Source organism: Flavobacterium sp. KH_035 (assembly GCF_057839565.1).
Genome location: NZ_CM174492.1, coordinates 1,948,377 through 1,968,630, shown reverse-complemented (window position 1 = coordinate 1,968,630; position 20,254 = coordinate 1,948,377). Strand labels below are relative to the sequence as shown.

Sequence of the window (20,254 nt, the reverse complement as noted above, 5' to 3'; positions counted from 1 at the left end):
AATTATTCGTCTCTAAGTGCTACAATAGGTTTAATTTTGGCTGCTCGGTATGCTGGGAAAAATCCCGCCATAGCACCAGCAAATACAAGCAAAGCAAGCGTGGTTAAAGCTACACTAAAATCGACTTCAGGATCTCTAAAATACTCACTTTGTACCATTGGTCCCACAAATTCCAGTAAAGCCAAGCTTGCCAATAAACCAACAAAACCAGCAATAGTGGTTATGAAAATAGATTCATGAAGTATCATCGAAATGATTGAAAACGGAGAAGCTCCAAGTGCTTTTCGTATTCCGATTTCCTTTGTTCTTTCCTTTACAATAATCAACATGATATTACTTACCCCAACAACTCCGGCAATGATGGTACAAATACCTACCCACCAGAAGAATAATCGTACGTATAGATTTAAATCATAAAATTGCTTTGCATCTTTCACTGAATTGTAGACTCCAACTCCACTATCGTCATTGGGAGCGATTACATTTTTACTTTTTAAAAGGTTCTTTAAATCTTGTGTGAATTTTTCAGACTGCGCCAAAGCTTCATCGTAATCATTCGTTTTCTTCAAAGTAAAAAACAGGTTACTAATTTTATCTCCACCACCATAAGCTCTCTGAACTGTCGTTTTTGGCAGATAAGCTCTGGTTTCTTCTCTTTCTCCTCCCGGATCCGTAAAGACTCCGACTACTTTAAAATTAATATTGTTGATCGCGATCTCTTTCCCCAGAGCATCTTTGTCTTTAAACAAATCTGTTTTGAGTTTCATCCCAATACAAGCTACTTTTTCATTATTGACCAAATCACTACTGTTTATGTATCGCCCTTGAACAACAGTAAGATTCTCTATTCCTGAATAATCCGGATCTACTCCTCTATACTGATAACTTCCGGATTCTTTACCATAGGTAAATGTCCCGCCCCAATAATTTTGCGTTGCCGCCTTCAACTCCAATTTATCATTAAATTTCTGAACAGACTGAGAATAATCACTGTTTCTAAACTGAATTTGTCTTCCCGGATTTAAACCTTTGTATTCTTTTGTTGTTGTTCCTGACCAAACTTCAATAATTCCGGCAGCATCACGCTCGAATTGTTTCTCAATTCCATTCTGAAGCCCTTTACCCGCTCCAAGCAAAATCACTAAAATAAAAATCCCTGACGCTACAGAAACTCCGGTAAGAAATGTTCTCAACCGGTTTTTAGAGATTGCCTCAAATATTTCCTGCCAACGTTCAATATTAAACATAAGATGAAGCTCTAACTTGTTCTACCTTTTTATCATCGATAATTAATCCGTCTTTCAGGACCACATTTCTTTTGCACATTGCAGCAATATCAGGTTCGTGAGTTACAATAAGGATCGTTTTTCCTTCATCGTTAATTCCCTGAATCAATTCCATAACTTCATAGGACGTTTTGGTATCCAAAGCTCCTGTGGGCTCATCCGCCAATAAAACTTTTGGATTTGAAGCCAAAGCTCTGGCAATAGCAACACGTTGTTTCTGACCTCCGGAAAGCTCATTAGGCAAATGGTGAGAATGTGAACCTAGCCCAACTTTTTCCAAATATTTCATCGCAATGTCGTAACGCTCTTTTCTTTTGATTCCCTGATAATACAAAGGCATTGCAACATTATCGAGAGCCGTTTTATAGTTGATGAGATTGAAAGATTGAAATACAAATCCCAAAAACTTATTACGATATTTAGACGCTATTGTTTCATTTAATTTCTTAATAGGAGTTTTATCTAAAATATAACTACCAGAATCGGCCTCATCCAGAATTCCTAATATATTTAAAAGTGTTGATTTTCCGGATCCTGATGATCCCATAATTGCAACCAACTCACCTTCTTCAATATTAAAATTAATTCCTTTTAACACATGCAACTCCGAATTGCCCATTTTATAGGACTTGTGCAAATCTTTGATCTCGATCATGGTGATATTTGTTAAATTTTAAAACAATAATAGCATTTTTATTAACCTTTTTATGGTAAGAAAACGTTAATAATTAGCCTTTGTTCTTGGAATAAGACTCGCTTTCTTGCTAATTGTTACACATTTTCACTATAATATAATTGTTTTCTTAATTTTGTCAGACTTAAAAAAATCTTAACGATGAAGTTTTCTTCCATTATCTCTTTATTCTCACTAGTTGCAGCACTTACAAGCTGCTCTACAGCTCAAAAACTGGAAACCTTAAAACCGGAACCGGATGATGCAAGTCCGTTAGTTTATGAAGCAAACCCTTCCTTTATCAATTTGCCCATCACGGTAAAGCTTACTGACATTGAAAATCAAACAAACTCCCTTCTAAACGGATTGATTTACGAAGACAATACGATCGACGACGACGATATCGAGATGAAAATCTGGAAACAAGCCCCCATAAGAATCCAAAATGATCCGGCAAGTCCGGACAAAAAGATAAAAACAATTTTACCACTAAAAGCGACAATCAAATATCGTATTGGCACCAAAAAGTTAGGCGTTGACTTATACGATACCAGGGAGTTCAACCTCAATGGCGTTATTACCCTTTCTAGTGAAGCGGCATTGACGAACTGGAAATTAAATACAAAAACAGAGTTTAAATCTTTAGACTGGAGCGAAAGTCCGACCATGCTAATCTTTGGAAAAAGCATGCCTATTACTTATCTGGTAAATCCAGCGATTTCTATTTTTAAATCTAAGATTGAAAAGAAAATTGATGAAGCCATCGAGAAATCCATGGATTTTAAACCAAATGTTTTAGCGGCATTAGAAAAGATATGCACACCATTTCAACTGAGTGATACTTATGAAAGCTGGCTCAGAATTGTTCCCGTAGAAGTTTATTCAACAAATGCCAAGCTAAAAAACGATCAATTTGTGCTGGATATGGGAATGAAATGTAATATGGAAACTATCGTAGGCAAACAACCCGAATCTAAATTCAGCACCAACAAAATTGTACTAAAACCTGTTGCTAAAATCCCAAATCAGATTTCCGCAAACATAGCAGCCATATCCACTTATATAGATGCCTCAAAGATTATGACGAAGAATTTTGCCGGTCAGGAGTTTGGTTCCGGCAGTAAAAAAGTGACGGTAAAAAATGTATCGATCTGGCATAAAAACGGAAAGATGGTGATTGCACTTGATGTTTTGGGGTCGATAAACGGAACTCTTTATTTAAACGGATTCCCTCAATACAATCCTCAGACGAAAGAAATTTACTTTGAAAAACTAGACTATGTTTTAGATACAAAAAGCAAATTAATGCGTACGGCAAGTTGGCTAGGACAAGGATACATTTTAAGAAAAATGGAAGCAAGCTGCCGCTATTCGATACAACCCAATTTAGAGGAAGGTAAAAAAAATATGGCTGCCTATCTTAAAAACTATTCCCCAATGCCGGGTGTTTTTGTCAATGGAAAAATGGAAGATATTCAGTTTGATAAAATTCAACTGACCAATCAGGCCATTATTGCTTTTATCAAAATAAACGGAACGGTGAATGTATCGGTTAACGGATTAAAATAATAATTAAAAAATGAGTCAATTAGAAAATTAGATAATGTGGTAATTCTTTTTAATTATAACATTATCTAATTTTCTAATTGACTCATTATCTAATTGTCTGTTTTTTTCTTTTTTGATTGATACATTCTGTAAATCAAAACACCTATTACAGCCACTAATAAATACGGGATTACCATTAAATAAACAATTCCATTGTTTACAGCTTCTGCTTTTTTGATATTCGAATCTCCTGCAAGCGCTGCACGACACATCGCACATTGTGCATTTGCCGAAATTCCAATGAAGAAAAAACAAATTCCAAATAGTACTGCTTGGAATTTGGAATTTAAGGCTTGAATATTATTATTTTTAATGCGCATAATAAGGAGAAATCATTAAGTAAACTACAACACCGGTAACAGCAACATACAGCCAGAGCGGGAAGGTTATTTTAGCAATTTTTTTATGCCTGTCAAAACGTTTTGCAAGTGCACGCACATAGGTAATCAATACTAATGGGATGATTGCTATAGACAATAAAATATGGGTAACCAGAATAAAGAAATAAATGTAACGGATTGCTCCTTCACCTCCAAATTTAGTAGAGTCAGAGGTCATGTGATAAGCCACATACATTACCAAAAAGGCAACTGAAAGCGCGATAGCAAAAGTCATTAAACGCTCATGAAGCTTGCGTTTTCCATTTTTAATAGCCAATACAGCCCAAACCAAAACTACAGCAGTAATACCATTTGTGGTAGCGTAAATTGGAGGCAGAAAAGAAAGCGGCTCTACATTAATTCCAAAATCTTTTAATTTAACTCCAAACAGTATTGCTACTACGAGCGGAATTACAATTGAAACCGCAACAATAAACTTGCTATACTTTTTTTCTAATGAATGATCTTCCATTTCTATTCTTCTAATAATATTTTAATATCTTCTTGTATGTCTCTAACGCCTTTTTTATCTAATCCGTCATAATAGATGTTTGGATTTCCAAATTCATCTTTTCTGCAACGGATATTTCCGTCTTTATCAATTAAAGCAAATAGACCTGAATGTTCAAAACCACCGCTTACTTTTTCATTCTCTCCGGCATACAAATTAAAGCCTTTGTTAGACAGCTCCATGATAGTCGTTTTATCTCCCGTTAAGAAATTCCAGGTAGATGATTTTACTCCTAACAACTTCGCATGTTCTTTTAAAACCTGCGGTGTATCGTGTTTTGGATCGATTGTAATGGATACGATTCCGAAATTTAGATTTCCGAAGAACGTTTTCTCAATTTCCAACATGCTCAAATTCATTTTCGGGCATATTGACGGACAGGTTGTAAAGAAAAACTCCAAAACATACACTTTCCCTTTATAAGTTTCATTCGAAACTTTACTATTGTCCTGATTGGTTAATTCGAATTTTGGAACAGGTCCAATCTTCATTAATTTACCATCAGACTTTGATGTTTTCGCTCCAACATTGTCTAAACGATTTCCTTTTACAATTTCACCATTTTTAACTCTGTCAACGATTTTAGGAACGGCATAAATTCCAAATATTAAAATGATAAATGAAATACCGATATATGATTTATTTTTAAACATAATAAAAGGATTAAAGTTGCTTAGTTGCGTTGTGGTTCTTTTTTAGAGCAGCACGATATTCATATAAAATGATTTTAAAATCATCCAGCATCTCATTGCTTAGCTCTGAAGGATGAAAAGTGTCATACCCTTCCTTATACTCGGCTACATCTTTTCTTCCTCTTAGATTTCGTTCTTTGTCGATAATATAAACATTTGGAGTTCCAAGATTCTGATCTAATTTTCCTTTTAAATGCAACTGCTTGTAAAATGTTTGAATTTCCTGAGGTGAAGCAAAAACAAAATTCCAGCCTTTCACATCCGTAAACGGCTTAAGAGCATCTAATACCTTCTGTGCATCAGCTTCTGTTCCTAACGGGCAAAGCACTACAAACTGAAGATCTTCAAAGCCATTGTAACGTTTGTAGATTTTTTCGTTTAAGTTAAAATAATTCCCTCGATTACTTAAAATATCAGATCCTGAAAACCCCAAAACCGTGATCTTTTTATCTAATGAAACTCTCTTACCACTGAGGGATTTCCAATTACCAAAGTCAGTAATTTTAGGCGTTATAACGGGAAGCGTAGTAAAGCTGTTAACACCGGAAGCAAAAAACAAATAGGCTACAATTGGCAAAACAAAAAGTACAAAGAGAACTATATTTTTTTTCATTATATGTGCAGAAGTTATTGAGGTACAAAAATAAAAAAAGCTCCGTTAAACGGAGCCTCTTTTCGAATTAATATCATGTTAAAAATTCCATTTAATAGTAGAATCTTTAAAAACCCCATAAATATAATGTCCTTCTGTCAATAGAATAAACAATAAATATAAAACTAGGAAAATAACTGGTGCTACAACAGACCATCTAAGACTGCTTTTTTCACCTTCCATGTGCATAAATGCCCATACTATATAATATGCTTTGAATATTGTCAGAATATAAAATATCCAGTTCAACAAATTCAAACCTACAAAATGATTGAACTCTAATACTCCAGGTTTGTAAATACCAAGGATAACTTCTACTGTAGTTACTACTGATAGTAATGCAAAAACAAACCAGATTCTTTTTGTATTTGATACGTGCTCGTGTGACATAATAATTAAAATCTAAAATTAAACTAAGTAGAAAACTGTAAATACAAATACCCAAACTAAATCGACAAAGTGCCAGTATAAACCAACTTTCTCTACCATTTCGTAGCTTCTTCTTTTTTCATAAGTACCCAATAATACATTAAAGAAAATAATGATATTAATGATAACTCCTGAAAATACGTGGAATCCGTGGAATCCTGTGATGAAGAAAAAGAAATCAGCAAATAATTTATTTCCGTATTCGTTTCTAATCAAATTAGCTCCTTCTACAACATATTTAGCGCTTGCTAAACGAGCTTCAGATTCTTCTCTTGATAAAACTGTTTTTTTCTTTTTATCTGTAAGTTGTTCTGTTCTGATCAAAACTTCCGGATGAGCTTTAAAACCTGCCTGAATCTCTGCAACTGTATAGGTTGGTTGTGCCTGAGCATCTTCCATAAACCAAGTTGAATGACTTCTTGTTAAAGCTTCTCTTTGTTCCGGTAATTTAACTGCAAAATCAGCAAGAGCAACTCTTTTACCATCTTTATCAACAAACTGCAATAAACTTCCTCCTGCTGTTTCTACTGCTCCGTACTCACCTTTAATGAAGTTTTTCCATTCCCATGCTTGAGAACCCACGAAAATAAAACCTCCAATAATCGTTAAGAACATGTAAATTGCAACTTTTGTTTTTTTCAATTGGTGACCTGCGTCAACAGCCAAAACCATTGTTACAGATGAGAAAATCAAAATAAAAGTCATCAAGGCCACATAATACATTGGTGCCGCAACGCCATGCATAAATGGAAAGTGAGTAAACACTTCATCAGCCAAAGGCCAGGTTTCAATAAATTTAAATCTAGAAAAGCCATAAGCGGCAAGGAATCCAGAGAATGTTAAGGCATCCGATACGATAAAAAACCACATCATCATTTTACCATAACTTGATCCTAGTGGCTGAATCTCATGACCGCCTCCCCAAGTTTTTTCGTCGTTGTTTGCAGTAGTAACTGTCGCTCCCATAAAAGATATTCGTTAAAAAGTTCCCAAATTTACGTTTTTTTCTTATTTAAAGAAATATAAAAATAAAAATAAATACAACCATAATAAATCCAAAAAGTGCCAATACATCGCACCTAGTTCTATACCAAGAGTTTGAGTCGAATTGTATTTTTGTTTAAAATGATTATAAATTATAATTAAAAGTGAAATTAACCCTCCGGCCAAGTGTAACAAGTGTGTCACGGTTACTACATACAAAAATGTTGTAGTAATTGAACTACCTTCTCCAGTGAAATAATACCCGCTTTCTACGATTTGTCCGAAACCTGCAAATTGCAGTACAACGAATAAAATCCCCAAAGCCAAAGTCCCCAAAAGCAATGCCGTAGTAGCGCTTCTATTGTCTTTCTGAATGGCTTTTTTAGCCAGATAAAAAGTAACACTACAAGCTATAATAACTGCCGTACTGTAATAAAATGCTGTTGGTAATTCAAAGTTTCTCAACCAGTCGGCTCTTGATTTACTTACTACAAAAGCACTTGTAAGTCCGGCAAACATCATGGTCATACTTACCATTGCGAATAACAGGATAAGTTTGGCCGATTTGGCTTTCCTTAGCTTTTCTTCACCAGCCGTTTCTGTTTTTGTTATTGTCATTTCCATAACTATCTTAAAAATTTATCTACTATAAATACAATTTGCAGCAACGATATATACGAAACACTTACAAGCATTAAGGTTCTCGCTGCTTTTGCTGTTCTTAACTGATACAAACGCACCGCATAAAACAACATCCACAATCCTAACAAAAACACTAAAATTGCTGCTATTGGCGTAATAAATAATTGCCCTGTATACCCTAAAACCGGCAATAACGAAGCAATGATTAACCAAACTGTATACAAAATAATCTGCAAAGCGGTTCCTTTATCTTTTTTTCCGGTTGGCAACATAAAGATCCCAGCCTTTTCATAGTCTTCATACAAAAACCATCCAATAGCCCAAAAATGAGGAAATTGCCAAAAAAACTGAATCAAAAATAACGTTCCGGCTTCGATACCAAATTCCCCTGTAGCAGCAACCCATCCTAACATGAAAGGAATTGCCCCCGGAAAAGCACCTACAAAAACAGATAACGAAGTTACCGTTTTCAAAGGCGTATAAATACTGGTATATAAAAATATAGAGATCGCAGCGAACATTGCTGACTTTGCATTTATGGTGTAAAGCAAAGCAATACCCACAATAGTAAGCAAACTCGCTACAAACAAAGCCATTTTTGGAGACATGCGCCCTGAAGGAACCGGACGATTCTTAGTTCGGTCCATTAAAGCATCGATATCTTTTTCGATCACCTGATTGAAAGCGTTTGAAGCTCCAACCATGCAATAACCTCCAATTGCCAAAACTGCCAAAACACTCCATTTAAAAGGATGTTCCTCATTAACTCCCAATAAATATCCGGCAACGGAAGAGAACAATACACTGATTGCCAAACCAGCCTTAGTAATCTCTTTGAAATCGGTAAATATTGATTTTATTGAAAATGTATTTTTAGTAGCGTTCAATACGGTAATTGTTTGTATGTTTTTTTTGAGTGGTGCAAATGTACAAATTAGATTGTAGAATCCGGACCTATAAAATTAGATTTTTTTCAATAAAACCTTTACAAAATAAGGACTTGCAAATCTTTAACACAATTATTTCGAAAAATCTTATTAAAAACCCTAGTAATCAAAATACCAATTAAAGATATCCGAACGCAATCCGATAGAAAACCAGGTTGTACTTTGCTTAAAAGTTGTCGCCGTATCTTTTGTAGGATCAAAGTTTCGGTATAAGAAACTTCCAAACAGTTTCAAATTCGTCATCGGGTTTATCAGATAGCCACCTTGTATGTCAGCAATAAAAACGCTTGTTTTGTTTCCCTGCCCTACTTTTACCTCGCTATCGTACGGACGTTTATCATCATAACTTTTGTAAATATTACCTCCGTAATTAAAACCATCCTCAGCAGTATCAAAGTCCAGTCCTCTTGTTCCAATGGTAAACTTGGCATCTGCAAAATAACGCCCTCTGTGGTAACGTCCGATCGCCACTAGCTCTTTAAAATTCCCACCCCATTGGTGCCCGACACTCTGATTGTTATGCCCATAGTTGGTAATCACCGCACTGTGTGAGTATACATACGGACGAACATGATTGTACTCGAACTGCAATAACAGATCTTTCACTTTAAAAGCATTGAAATATTTCGCCCCAATCTGGTATCCAAATTTATTTTTCCAGCTATTGTTTCCGCTTTTAATATCTCCCAATGAAAATTCATCCAATAAAAACTGAGCATATAAATTAACGCTATTGTTCCATTTGTACTTAGAGGTCAACCCCAATAATGCATTTCCACTTCTTGACGATGAAGCAAATTCAACGGAACGATAGAAAATAATTGGGTTCACAAAATTAATATCAAAGCCTCTGTTATTTGTATCTGTCCAGACTACTGATTCAAAAAAACCTAAATTCAGTTTGTTCGAGACATTCCAGCTTAAATAATGATTGGCCATGAATTTTGTCGCATAGGTTTTTTCCAATGTAACATCCGGACGAACATCTTTAAGCCACATATAGGTATTTGTGTATTTTATTTTCCAGAAAGTGGTATTGATTTTAAAATACGGATACGGACTTGCTCCGTCACTTTCCAGCAAAGAACGATATCCGTCACCAATAAAATTTCTTCCGTAACCCAATTGCAGATCAAAGATTTTACTTGGCGCATAGGTTATGTTTGCTTCTGCTAAAGGAAAATCATAAGAGTCAGTTTTAAATCGTTTAGCAATTCCCATTCCCGGAATAATTGCCGGATTTCCTCCAGATGGCTTTAATGTTTCAGCAAAATCGTTATAATAATCCGCAAATCTTCCCTGGCTTTCAAAGATGGTTGTCGTAAAATTAATTTGCTTTCCTAATCCTCCTCTAAAATTCAAGGCACGTGTATTTACGTAGGTGTATGAAGCATCCAAATCCGATGCTTTACCCATTTGCAAGTCCAGAATTGGATTTAGGGACAGCCAATAATCTTCCCCCTGAATCTGAACCATGTTTTCATTCCAAAATTTTCTTCCCAGCCAGGTAGAAACATTTTTTTGAAGCGATTGATTTACCGCTTTTAAATTGTAGTATTTCGAAACTTCGGTATACGCATAAGGCTTAGACGCAGTGTGATTGTTGCTCCCCACCTGATTCATCGCTCCATCAAACTGCGCATAATAGCTGTGTGAAAACGGGATATTTAGATGACTTTCAAACTCCGGATTGTTGTATTTTTTGTACACAATACTATCCAGTTCAGTCATTGGTTTCTCAAGAGGTTTTAAAATTTGAGCCGCTGCCAGCGCTTCTTCAGCAAGCTGATTTGCGCTTTTTAACGGAATATCTATTGAAATAGTATATTTGGAGTAGGTTGGTTTGCCGTTATATGTTGAAGGTTTTATTTTCGGGAATTTCTCAAAAACACGTTTGGCTTCTTCAGACAAAGCATCGTTTACTGCATTTACGTAAATTACTTTGAATTCACCATTTGCATCTACTTCGAAAAGTACTTTTACTTCTCCTTTATAATTGGCTTGTTTTAGATTTGCGGGTACCTGATAATTCTGAAACACAAAATCCTGCACTTCTTTATAAAAACAATTTTCCAGTTGTTTCGACTGAAGATTTTCGCAATTTGGGAAAACCGGAAATTGTTCTGCGGTAAAACCGGGCTTAATAGAGGCATTAGTACTTTCCTGCGAAAAAGCAAACAAAGTGGTTAAGGTCAAAACACAAGACAGGAAAATCTTATTTACGTAAATTTGGGTTTTCATTTAATATTGATTTGGGGTATTTCCTCCATCTGCAATTGTTTTCGCAGCAGAGGTTCCGATTCGTTTTACTCCTAAACGAATCATTTCTATAGCATCTTCATAAGACCGGACTCCTCCGGCCGCTTTAACCGGCAAAGGCGATGCGTTCTCTAACATCATTATAATTGTTGGCAGCGTTGCTCCGTTTGGCAAATCATTTTCGGTTTTATAAAAGCCGGTAGATGATTTCACAAAAACCGAAGCATAGTTTTCTTCTTTAAAATGTGACATGACTACATTTTTAATCAGTGCCGAAAGCTGAATTATTTGCGTATCATTTAAGGCCGCAACCTCAATAATCCACTTTACTGTTTTGTTGCTTGCAAGACCAATTTGTGTTCCCACCAGGATCTCTTGTTTTACCAAATCGATATCACCTTCTTTAAAAGCGGTATAGTTGCAAACAAAATCCAGATCATCTGCTCCGTCTTCAATTGCTTTGTTTGCTTCTTTTAATTTAGATTCTAAATCTGAACTACCTTCAGGAAAGTCAATAACGGTACCCACCAGCAAAGTCGAATTGGCTTTATGAATCATTTCTTTCGCTAAAACCACCTGTTCGGGCCTAATCATGATTAATTTAAAACCTTCGCGAATTGCCTCTTCAATAGCATTTTTAACCACAAGGGTGTTTTCTGCTTCCGACAATCCCGCTTGTGAAGCTGTTTTTAAATAAGTAGAGTCCAAATATTGCTTAACATTCATGATTTGTGGGTGTTCTGTGAATTGTGACAAAAATACATTTTAAATTAAAATTAACAGTCATGGCCGAGAAGATTTACATAAAGTCGACGCGGGTTTCTTTTAAAACAAAACAACATTAAAAATAATCTGACAGCGTTCTACCATTAAATTAATAGATTTTTGAATGAAGATTAACAATTACTGTTTTTTTGATCTAATCTTTCCCAATAGTTTAATCCTCGTTTTTTACCAACTCAAACATCTGAAATCAAAACTTGCTAATCTAAATTTTTTTTATCCATTTTTTCCTGACTAAATAACATTGCTCACAGAGTCGCGAAGCCGCAAAGTTTTGACCAACCTGGAAAGCGTTAAAATTAGAGCACAAAAAAACCCACCGAAGTGGGTTTCTATATTTCTAAATTTTATCTATTTGTTTTTTAAAAACTATTGCGGCAAAAATACCAAAAATAGCTCCAAGTGCATTGGCTAAAACATCTGTTACATCTGATGCTCGTGTTACCGTTAAAACACCTTGCAGAATTTCGATTGTAATTCCGAAAAAAACAGAAAATATAAATGAAATTAAATAGGCTTTATAATCGTCTGGTGCTTTCCCTTTCAGCTCTTTTTTGAAAAACAAAATCCAGGAAATTGTAAATCCAAAATGAAAACAAAAATGGACAATCTTATCTATACTCGGAAAATTTATTGCCGGAATATTACTTGAATCCGTCAAACAAAAATAGGTAATAATTCCTGAACAGATAATTGCCCAGATTAAGAGCAATTGTTTAGGCACCTATAAGTTCTTTATAAGCGTCAGCAGATAATAATGAATCTATTTCTGATGCATCTGCAATTTTAATTTTAATCATCCAACCATCTCCATAAGGATCAGAATTAACGGTTTCAGGTGCACTTTCAAGACTGTCATTAAACGCAATGATTTCTCCTGTTAATGGTAAAAACAAATCTGATACTGTTTTTACAGCCTCAACTGTTCCAAAAACTTCGTCTTTGTCAAGTGTCTGATCTAAAGTTTCTACTTCAACATACACGATATCTCCTAACTCTTTTTGCGCAAAATGAGTGATTCCTACTGTTGCAACATCTCCTTCGATGTTAATCCATTCGTGATCTTTTGTGTACTTTAAATTTGCTGGTATGCTCATAATAGTTGTGTTTGAAAATTGGTAATTTAATAATTGAGGCACAAATGTAATAATCTTCTAATAAAATCCCCTTTAGAAACCAAAAATTAATTTCCAAAATTATAGCGAAGTGTAAATCCTGATCTAATGTTGGTTAAAGGAAATGATGTCGAGATTACAGCTTTTGAAAAGGAGTGATCGTAATAGAATATTGCGGTCAGGTTTTTACTGAAAGCATAATCCGCCGTAAGTTTTAACGACCAAATATTTTGTCCCGCTGCCAACTGATTATTATCGTAATCTAAATAACGCACTAATGTTTCGTTATTTCTATACGAGAAATCAGCCTTAATATTGATATCACTTTTAATAATTCCAGTTGGAGTATCTGCAAGTCTCGAGGAGAAGATAACATCTCTAAAACGATAACCCAGACCAATAACATATTCCATTCCTTTTACTTCTGTCAATAAATTATTGTCAAAACTCATAGACAATGCTCTGTCTTTTTTAATCTCTGTAAGTACACGCAATGAACTTTTCAATTCAAAATCCATTCGGATTAACGGACTGAACTGCTCCACCAGGTTAATGTTTGACATGATCGTTTTGTTAAAGAAATTGGTGTTCACATCTTGCCCGTTAGGTTTTTCATTATAGTCAAAGTTTGATCGGAACTGATTGATCGTATACGACGCCCTGTAGTTATGCTGTAAGGAGAAACGCTTAAATTTATCTTTAAAATATTTATAACGCATCAAACCATTGTATTTAACACTCCAGTTTGGAATAGGGAAACTTCTGAAAATATCTGTCGAACTGCTTGACGCATTACCTCCGGAATATGCCGCTAAGAATGCAGGCAATAAAACAGCCTGATTGCTTTTGGTAAATCCTATTGGATACCCTTCATTAGCAACATATACTTTATAATTAGGATCTGTTGGTGCCGGAATCGGGTTATTAGCATCTCCATATCTCGGAATTGCAGTTCCCGCACCATAACGGTCCTCCGCCAGACGGTTTGCTATAATCAAACGGTTGTTTCTGAAATCATCAAATGCAGCGGACTCTGTGGCACTACTGGTTGAGAATGCTGTTTTGATAAGCACTGTTGAAATAGAGAACATCCCATAATTATACGGCGACAAAGCCTTATAATCTAAATCTCCTGTAAGATTATTTTTAACAACACTATACTGCTCTGAATTATTTTCAGAATAAGCGCGATCCATATTCAGATCAATTTTTAAATCCGGCAGTAAATCGATATTCGCAGTCACTTTCAAGAGCTTATTTGTTACCTGCGTAAAACTTTGATTGAAATCCTGATAAGTGGTCAACCACCCTCTTTTTGCAGCTTCAAAACGAACATCATCCTGACTTCCGAAAACAAATCCTAAAGTAGGCCTTGATGTTCCGAAGAAACCAACACCCGGAGTATATCCCGGTAAAACCGTTCCGCTATTTTTAGTATAATTAACCTGAATGTTTTTTACACTTGTCAGAATACCAATCATGCCATCGTAAAACGGACTGCTACTGGTTACCGGTTTTGCTGTATTCACAATTTTTTCTCCAGGTTTTGGAGGGGCAACTGCTTTAGGTTTCGCTCCTGCTTTTGCTCCAGGCGTTAATCCTAAATACTTGTACAGCATATTCATATTAAGTGTTGTGGTAAGCGTATTTGAATTAGCATTCTGGATGGTATTCCCTAAATCAAACTCGTTTCCATTATTATCAACATATTGAGAAAATGCCGTCGAAGCACGCTGCCAGCTGTAATCGGCGGTATAGGAATAGGTCGCTTTTACGAAGCTTAAAACCGGAATTTTATTGATTGGAATATCATAGTTCAGTACTAATTGCTGTAAGTGCTGATTTGGTGTTCCGATATCAAAATAGTCGTCCCAGATATTAAAATCCTGTTTTGGCGTATTATCATCGTTTAGAAAATTCCTTACGATGTTATTGGATGCCGCCGTGTAATTAATTTTCAGGGATTTTGTCAGATTAAAACCAAAGCCGTACTGGTAATTAAATGCAAAATTTCGTCGGTACAAAGGATCCAGACCGATTCCCTGTACTTCAACTTCTCTAAATTGCTGGCGGTTGCTTTGTCTTAAAACATTTGTATTAAAAGAAATATTAGAGGGCAAATAATTAAAATTAAAATCACTTAACATTTTCCAGTACTCACTTTTCTTCATGAATTTCGTCTGCTTGAAAGGCACTACTTCTTTAGGCTGAAAAGTGTAGGCATAATTCACAGCTGTATTAGATTGTTCGTCTACATAGTCTGCTACTTCATAATCGTGACGTTCTACCTGATTATACGATTGCGAGAAAGTCAAATTCTCTACATCATAAAAATGCGGCTTCTGTTCCGGCGCTCTGTCTTTTCTCACTCCGATAAAGTTGATACTTCTTCGTTTTGTATAATCAATAGCTCTGGTTCTTATGTTGTCTTTCTCTGCCGGATCAGTAGTTTCTCTGATCAACTGATCTAGCTTGATATCCTGATTGAACGGATCGTATTCCGGCGTGATTACTTCTTCTCCAATGGCATAATTAAACGGTAGGTTAATTCCCCATTTTTGAGGTAATAATTTACCCAAATTCAAATTGGTCACAATATTATACTGCTGAATATCTTCACGACTTCTTTCGTTTGCTCCTTGTTCTAAAGATCCGAAACCAATTGTACTTTTCTTACCCGTAGCAGATACGGTAGCAAAATCGGCCATATTGGTATCGATATTTAAGATGGCTGCCATACCGCCCTTATTTTCCAAATCAGACATTCGAAGTTCATTGAACCAAACCTCTCCTTTTATCGCTTTATGATCTGCCCTACTCTTAACCCCTACCATTAAATTTCTAACTAATCCAAAATTAGGATTTCCTTTTATTCCTAATCTTAACCTGCCGTCTCCGTCACCTCCATTGATACTTAAATCATCATCCGGATAATAAATTCCGTTGACGTCTCTTTTGTCAGAATTAATATCAATACTCATGGCCTTAATTTTCATTCTGGTCAGTAATTCCAGTGCCAAATCAATATTATTCTCTTCCAGCCAAACCTGATCCGGACTTATAGTACAAGATCCTCCTGTTCTGGTAACTTTTAACGGAACTTCGACCTGATAGAAGTTTTGGGTATAATCATTTCCAAAACGAATAAAACCAATCATTTCATCGTCTAATAAAGTATTCTCGTTTGGCAATGATTCTGCGTGTAAAAACATTTTTAGTTTTTTATACTGACGCATGTCTACACTTACATTTTTAAAAACTCCTCTTGCGTCTGTATATTGCAAACCAGACCCTCCTACGCGCAATGCTAAAGCTTGCTCGTTTTGATTGATAATTGTATTGTTATTGTACAGTTGCTCTCTCTGAACACCTGGCGGCACTACGTAATTCACTGGGCATTTTGTACCATTTTCCTGAATGTTTACTGCCGAAACATCAAACTCCGTTCCGTCGTCATTCGGATTAGTATCATTAGCATCCAGTGTACCGGTATACCTTCTCCATTCTCCTCTAACTAAATCTAAGGCTCCAAAACGAACGGTCATTTGATTACTAAAGCCTGTCATAAACATACGCATGAAACGAATCGATCTGAAGTCTGTGATGTTTCCAATGGTATTTTGCGGTTGAGAAACCGGAATTTTAAACTGAATCCATCTTGATGTTGTAGTTGATCCGTTTGGCAATTCAACATTACTAACTTCACGAATATCTGTAACGAAATTTTGTCCTACCTGCATTCCCGGCTTTACATCAATACTGTATTCATAATAGGCATTGATCGTACTCATGGTGTTGTCGCGGTTAATGTCTTCCACATCCGGCAATGTTGTTGATCCACGGTTAGGAGAATCTATACTTACAGGCGAGTTCCCCTCAGTACCATTGTAATTTTTATAGCGCTCTAAAACACCTCCGTCTGTATTCAAATAATAAGTATAATCGTCTGCAGCGGGATCTTCTTCTCCTCCGTAATTTGTATATACCGAAGCTTCTTTTCCATTTGGCAAACCGTCCAAACCAACATCCTGATTACTTCGATTGCCAGCATTATTATCGAAGGCATAAATTAAAGACTGCGATGCCGGAACGTCTCCCCATAATGGTCGCGGATTCACCATAATCTGATCCGGACCTAGTCCGTTTTCATATTGTTTTCTTCCGTCTTTTAATACGTCTTCTGAAACTTCTCCTAAGTTGAAATAAATTTTCCCTGTGTTATTAACTGCCGCTTGTCCATTACCCACATAAGGATCCATTACCCAAAACTGAATGTATTCAACATTTCCCTGTTCAAAGTTGGTAGAATTCAAAGCACGCATGATTCCTCCAAAGTTCGAACTGGCGGGACTTGTACCGAAGTTTGGATTGTTATTATAAGGTCCACGATCAGACGGATAATATGTTAAATCTAAAGTGTTAACCACCTGAATCTGTCCTTGAGCAATGTCTGTATTTGGATATAATTCTCTGCTATAAATACGTCTGGTGGTATTCAATGATAAGTCATCATTTGAAATACCGGATGGTTTTGAGGCATAAAAAACAGGATCGATTGTATACCAGGCTAATTTTGCACGTTTAAAACCATACTCTAATGTATTGGAATTAGCATTAAAAGTATTGTCGTTTATAGAATTTACAAATGGTGTTGAAGCCAGACTCCATGCATACGCAGATCGCATATCAATGGTAGACTGTGATCCTTCAAAATCATCTACATAAATAGTTGCTTCTCCTTCAAAATCACTAGCTTTAGGAGCATCCGGTTTTAAGAAAGCTACTTCTCCTCTTATCGAAAGATTTGAAGGAACATCGGTATCGATGTTCGGTAATTTATTTACTAATCGGGTGAAGAAAGGAACTTCGGTGGAGTAATTTCCATTGAATCCAAAAATAGCATTGTTTACAGATTCCTGGCCATAACTTGACTTTTGAGTAAATGGTTTTTCACTCATTTTCAAATAGGTTCCTCCAACGATAAATTTATCTGAGATTTTATGCTCAACATTAAAACCAATGAATCTTCGAGTCTGCTGTCCGAAAATTGAATTATTCTCCAACGATACCTCGATTGGTGTATTCGAAGCCTGAAGCGAAGGATCCAGAATCTGAACGCGACCTAATTGATAATCTACACTATAATCGATTCCTTCTACCAGTCTTCTTCCGGCAGCCATAACAACAACAGATCCCTGAGGAACGTTAAACGCTCCAATTGGAATACCGTTACTTCCGGATGATTTGTATTTTCCTCTTAATAAAAATTTATTTTTATCACTGTCCTGTAAAGCTCCGGATTGTGTGTTACGGTACATGTTCCTAAAAACGTATCTTTTCTGGTTGGCATTGTAGGAATTTGGATCGTCATAATTTTCTCCTGTACCTGTATTTAACTTTCTAAACAATAGTTCTCCAAAAGGCTCTTTTGTGGTGAAAATAATCCGTGCGTTCTGAACATCTACTGTAACTCCAGGGATATAGTCAAAGAAACCATCACCCCCAGTTTGCGGATCATTGTTGTAATTCAATCGGTCCAAATTAAAGACATTCAATAATGGTGTCTGGTCTACTTTGTTATCTGCGGTTGGATTTGCAGGGAAAGTGGTTCCCAGAACTGGTGTAATGTAGTTAATTGGAGAAGGATCTGTGTAAAGTATATTTAATCTAAAATCGTCTTGTTTGATTTGATAAGCCTGAGGGATTTGATAAACGTTTTTCATCATCAGATTCCAAACCGGATTCTGAACGTTTGTCAAATTACTTTTCAGCATTTTTAATACTAAACTTTGTGTGATGATCGCTTTATTTGCGTTGTTATTTCCGGTAACTACTGTCCCGTCAACTCCGTCACTACCAAATTCTCCAACCTGATAAATTTTCCCTCCAACTGTATATTCAAATGCTACGGCCAAAATTTCGTCATTAGCCAAACGCTGCTGCAAAGAGATGTATCCTAATTGTGCATTGAAAGTAAATTCGTTTGCGGTTAACTTTCTGGCATTTTCCAATACAGAATAATCTGTTCCTTCACTGGTATTTGCATTATTGAATCCAGATTTTGCAGTTACGATTTCTCTAATATTAGAGTTTAGGTAGGCTCCGGGTTTTCCAATAGTAGCCGGATCGTATTTATTGTTGGTGTTGTTTGTTGGCGTATCAATAGGGTTGTTAAAAAAACCAACCGGATTGCTTATCACCACCACCTGATTGTCCGGCACTCCGGTAACCTGTCCTTCTCCTAAATCCTGAAGCGCAATAATATTACGCAAGTTATTATTGTTTGTGGCTACTCTGTTTTGTTTATTGGTCACCCAAACTTCTATTCTTGTCACCTGAACTCGGCTTTCGATAAAAGGATATTTTTTTAAAGAGGCGTCGTATTTGTTTCTGAAATACTGTGATAAGAAGAAGTGTCTGTCATTATCATAGTCCAGCGCATACAAATCAAAATTCTGAACTGTACCACCACCTTCTGCAACTATACTCTTGGTTTGCGACTTCTGTTCTGAGAAAACACCGGTAACGGTTGTCTTACCAAATTGCAACACGGTTTTAACCCCAAACAAACTTTGAGCCCCACGAATAAGAGTACTATTTAAAGGCATACTCACATTACCTACTTCAACTTTTTGAACAATATCATCTTCTGAAGGGGTGTATGCAAGCTTAAATAAGTTTTGAAAAGCAAAGGTAGACTGCGTATCATAATTAGCATTTACTTCTAATCTGGTTCCTACTTTCCCCAGTAAACTCATGCTAATTCGTTGATCAAAATCAAAGGTAAGACTCGATCTGTTTCGAGGTGAAAAAGCGGGATTATCTTGTTTGGTATATCGAACCCCTAAGTCCATTTCTACTGACCCTGTTGGCTTTACGTCGATGGTATTGCTTCCGAAGATACTTTCAAAAAGTCCTGAATTAATATAATATCGAGGCAGCAAATCTTTTTTCTTAGCTTCACTTCCTGTTTTTTTACCGTCTATCGCATCTGATTTTTTTCTGAAATAATCTCTTCTGGATTCTTTCAAAACTAAATCTTCATACTCTTTAGGAGTTAATACAATAGGATAATTGATTGAAAATCCATCTACCGAACTGGTATAAATATATCGGTCTGTTATGGGATCGTACCGATACGCTGAAAGGATGCTTGGCGGATTTCCTAACTCTACTTTACCAACTGAGAATTGTGTTTTAGTTGTATCTTGAACTGTTGGGTTTACTTGCGCACGCAAAACATTACCGCAAAATAAAAACAGTAAAAAAATACAAATTTTACGCATACTCTTG

General features: G+C 36.0%; 16 protein-coding genes. 1 reads left to right on the top strand and 15 read right to left on the bottom strand.

Going from position 1 to position 20,254, the window contains the following annotated elements; translation table 11 throughout:
- Positions 1–2: 2 nt before the first annotated feature.
- Both AC3IS6_RS08460 and AC3IS6_RS08455 read right to left on the bottom strand, forming a co-directional pair.
- The gene (locus tag AC3IS6_RS08460; protein WP_489164476.1) at positions 3–1,247 is read right to left on the bottom strand and encodes an ABC transporter permease; all 1,245 of its coding nucleotides are present in this window, start codon (positions 1,245–1,247) and stop codon (positions 3–5) included.
- Entirely contained in the window at positions 1,240–1,941 is a 702-nt protein-coding gene (locus AC3IS6_RS08455) for an ABC transporter ATP-binding protein (RefSeq protein ID WP_173965430.1), read from the bottom strand. Before AC3IS6_RS08455 ends, AC3IS6_RS08460 begins: the two co-directional genes overlap by 8 nt.
- A gap of 180 nt (positions 1,942–2,121) precedes the next feature.
- Between AC3IS6_RS08455 and AC3IS6_RS08450 the strand changes: the two genes are divergently transcribed.
- Positions 2,122–3,528: a DUF4403 family protein gene (locus tag AC3IS6_RS08450; protein ID WP_489164475.1), complete on the top strand. Its 1,407-nt coding sequence runs from the start codon at positions 2,122–2,124 to the stop codon at positions 3,526–3,528.
- An 89-nt stretch (positions 3,529–3,617) separates the two neighbouring features.
- Here AC3IS6_RS08450 and AC3IS6_RS08445 read toward each other — a convergent pair whose 3' ends face one another.
- The 13 genes from AC3IS6_RS08445 to sov form a co-directional block, all read right to left on the bottom strand.
- On the bottom strand, positions 3,618–3,887 hold the full coding sequence (locus tag AC3IS6_RS08445) for a hypothetical protein (RefSeq protein WP_489164474.1): 270 nt from the start codon (positions 3,885–3,887) through the stop codon (positions 3,618–3,620).
- Entirely contained in the window at positions 3,877–4,419 is a 543-nt protein-coding gene (locus AC3IS6_RS08440) for a DUF420 domain-containing protein (protein WP_489164473.1), read from the bottom strand. Before AC3IS6_RS08440 ends, AC3IS6_RS08445 begins: the two co-directional genes overlap by 11 nt.
- 2 nt (positions 4,420–4,421) lie before the next feature.
- On the bottom strand, positions 4,422–5,111 hold the full coding sequence (locus AC3IS6_RS08435) for an SCO family protein (RefSeq protein ID WP_489164472.1): 690 nt from the start codon (positions 5,109–5,111) through the stop codon (positions 4,422–4,424).
- A gap of 10 nt (positions 5,112–5,121) precedes the next feature.
- Positions 5,122–5,763: a hypothetical protein gene (locus AC3IS6_RS08430; protein ID WP_489164471.1), complete on the bottom strand. Its 642-nt coding sequence runs from the start codon at positions 5,761–5,763 to the stop codon at positions 5,122–5,124.
- Positions 5,764–5,841: 78 nt separating this feature from the next.
- Complete coding sequence (locus AC3IS6_RS08425; protein WP_173965424.1) at positions 5,842–6,192, bottom strand: cytochrome C oxidase subunit IV family protein; 351 nt, start codon at positions 6,190–6,192, stop codon at positions 5,842–5,844.
- 18 nt (positions 6,193–6,210) lie between these two features.
- Complete coding sequence (locus tag AC3IS6_RS08420) at positions 6,211–7,197, bottom strand: cytochrome c oxidase subunit 3 (RefSeq protein ID WP_173965423.1); 987 nt, start codon at positions 7,195–7,197, stop codon at positions 6,211–6,213.
- Positions 7,198–7,239: 42 nt separating this feature from the next.
- Positions 7,240–7,839, bottom strand: coding sequence for a cytochrome c oxidase subunit 3 (locus AC3IS6_RS08415; protein ID WP_489164470.1), 600 nt, complete (start codon positions 7,837–7,839; stop codon positions 7,240–7,242).
- Positions 7,840–7,841: 2 nt separating this feature from the next.
- Positions 7,842–8,744 carry a heme o synthase gene (gene cyoE, locus AC3IS6_RS08410; protein ID WP_263362698.1) on the bottom strand — a complete coding sequence of 301 codons (903 nt, stop codon included), beginning with the start codon at positions 8,742–8,744 and terminating at the stop codon, positions 7,842–7,844.
- Between the two features lie 159 nt (positions 8,745–8,903).
- Entirely contained in the window at positions 8,904–11,045 is a 2,142-nt protein-coding gene (locus AC3IS6_RS08405) for an energy transducer TonB (protein ID WP_489164469.1), read from the bottom strand.
- Complete coding sequence (gene deoC, locus AC3IS6_RS08400) at positions 11,046–11,789, bottom strand: deoxyribose-phosphate aldolase (RefSeq protein ID WP_489164914.1); 744 nt, start codon at positions 11,787–11,789, stop codon at positions 11,046–11,048.
- Between the two features lie 397 nt (positions 11,790–12,186).
- Positions 12,187–12,570: a VanZ family protein gene (locus AC3IS6_RS08395; protein WP_263362695.1), complete on the bottom strand. Its 384-nt coding sequence runs from the start codon at positions 12,568–12,570 to the stop codon at positions 12,187–12,189.
- A complete protein-coding gene (gene gcvH, locus AC3IS6_RS08390) occupies positions 12,563–12,943 on the bottom strand; it encodes a glycine cleavage system protein GcvH (RefSeq protein WP_489164468.1) in 381 nt (126 codons plus the stop codon). Before gcvH ends, AC3IS6_RS08395 begins: the two co-directional genes overlap by 8 nt.
- Positions 12,944–13,029: 86 nt before the next feature.
- Positions 13,030–20,247 carry a T9SS outer membrane translocon Sov/SprA gene (gene sov / locus AC3IS6_RS08385; protein WP_489164467.1) on the bottom strand — a complete coding sequence of 2,406 codons (7,218 nt, stop codon included), beginning with the start codon at positions 20,245–20,247 and terminating at the stop codon, positions 13,030–13,032.
- Positions 20,248–20,254: the final 7 nt, after the last annotated feature.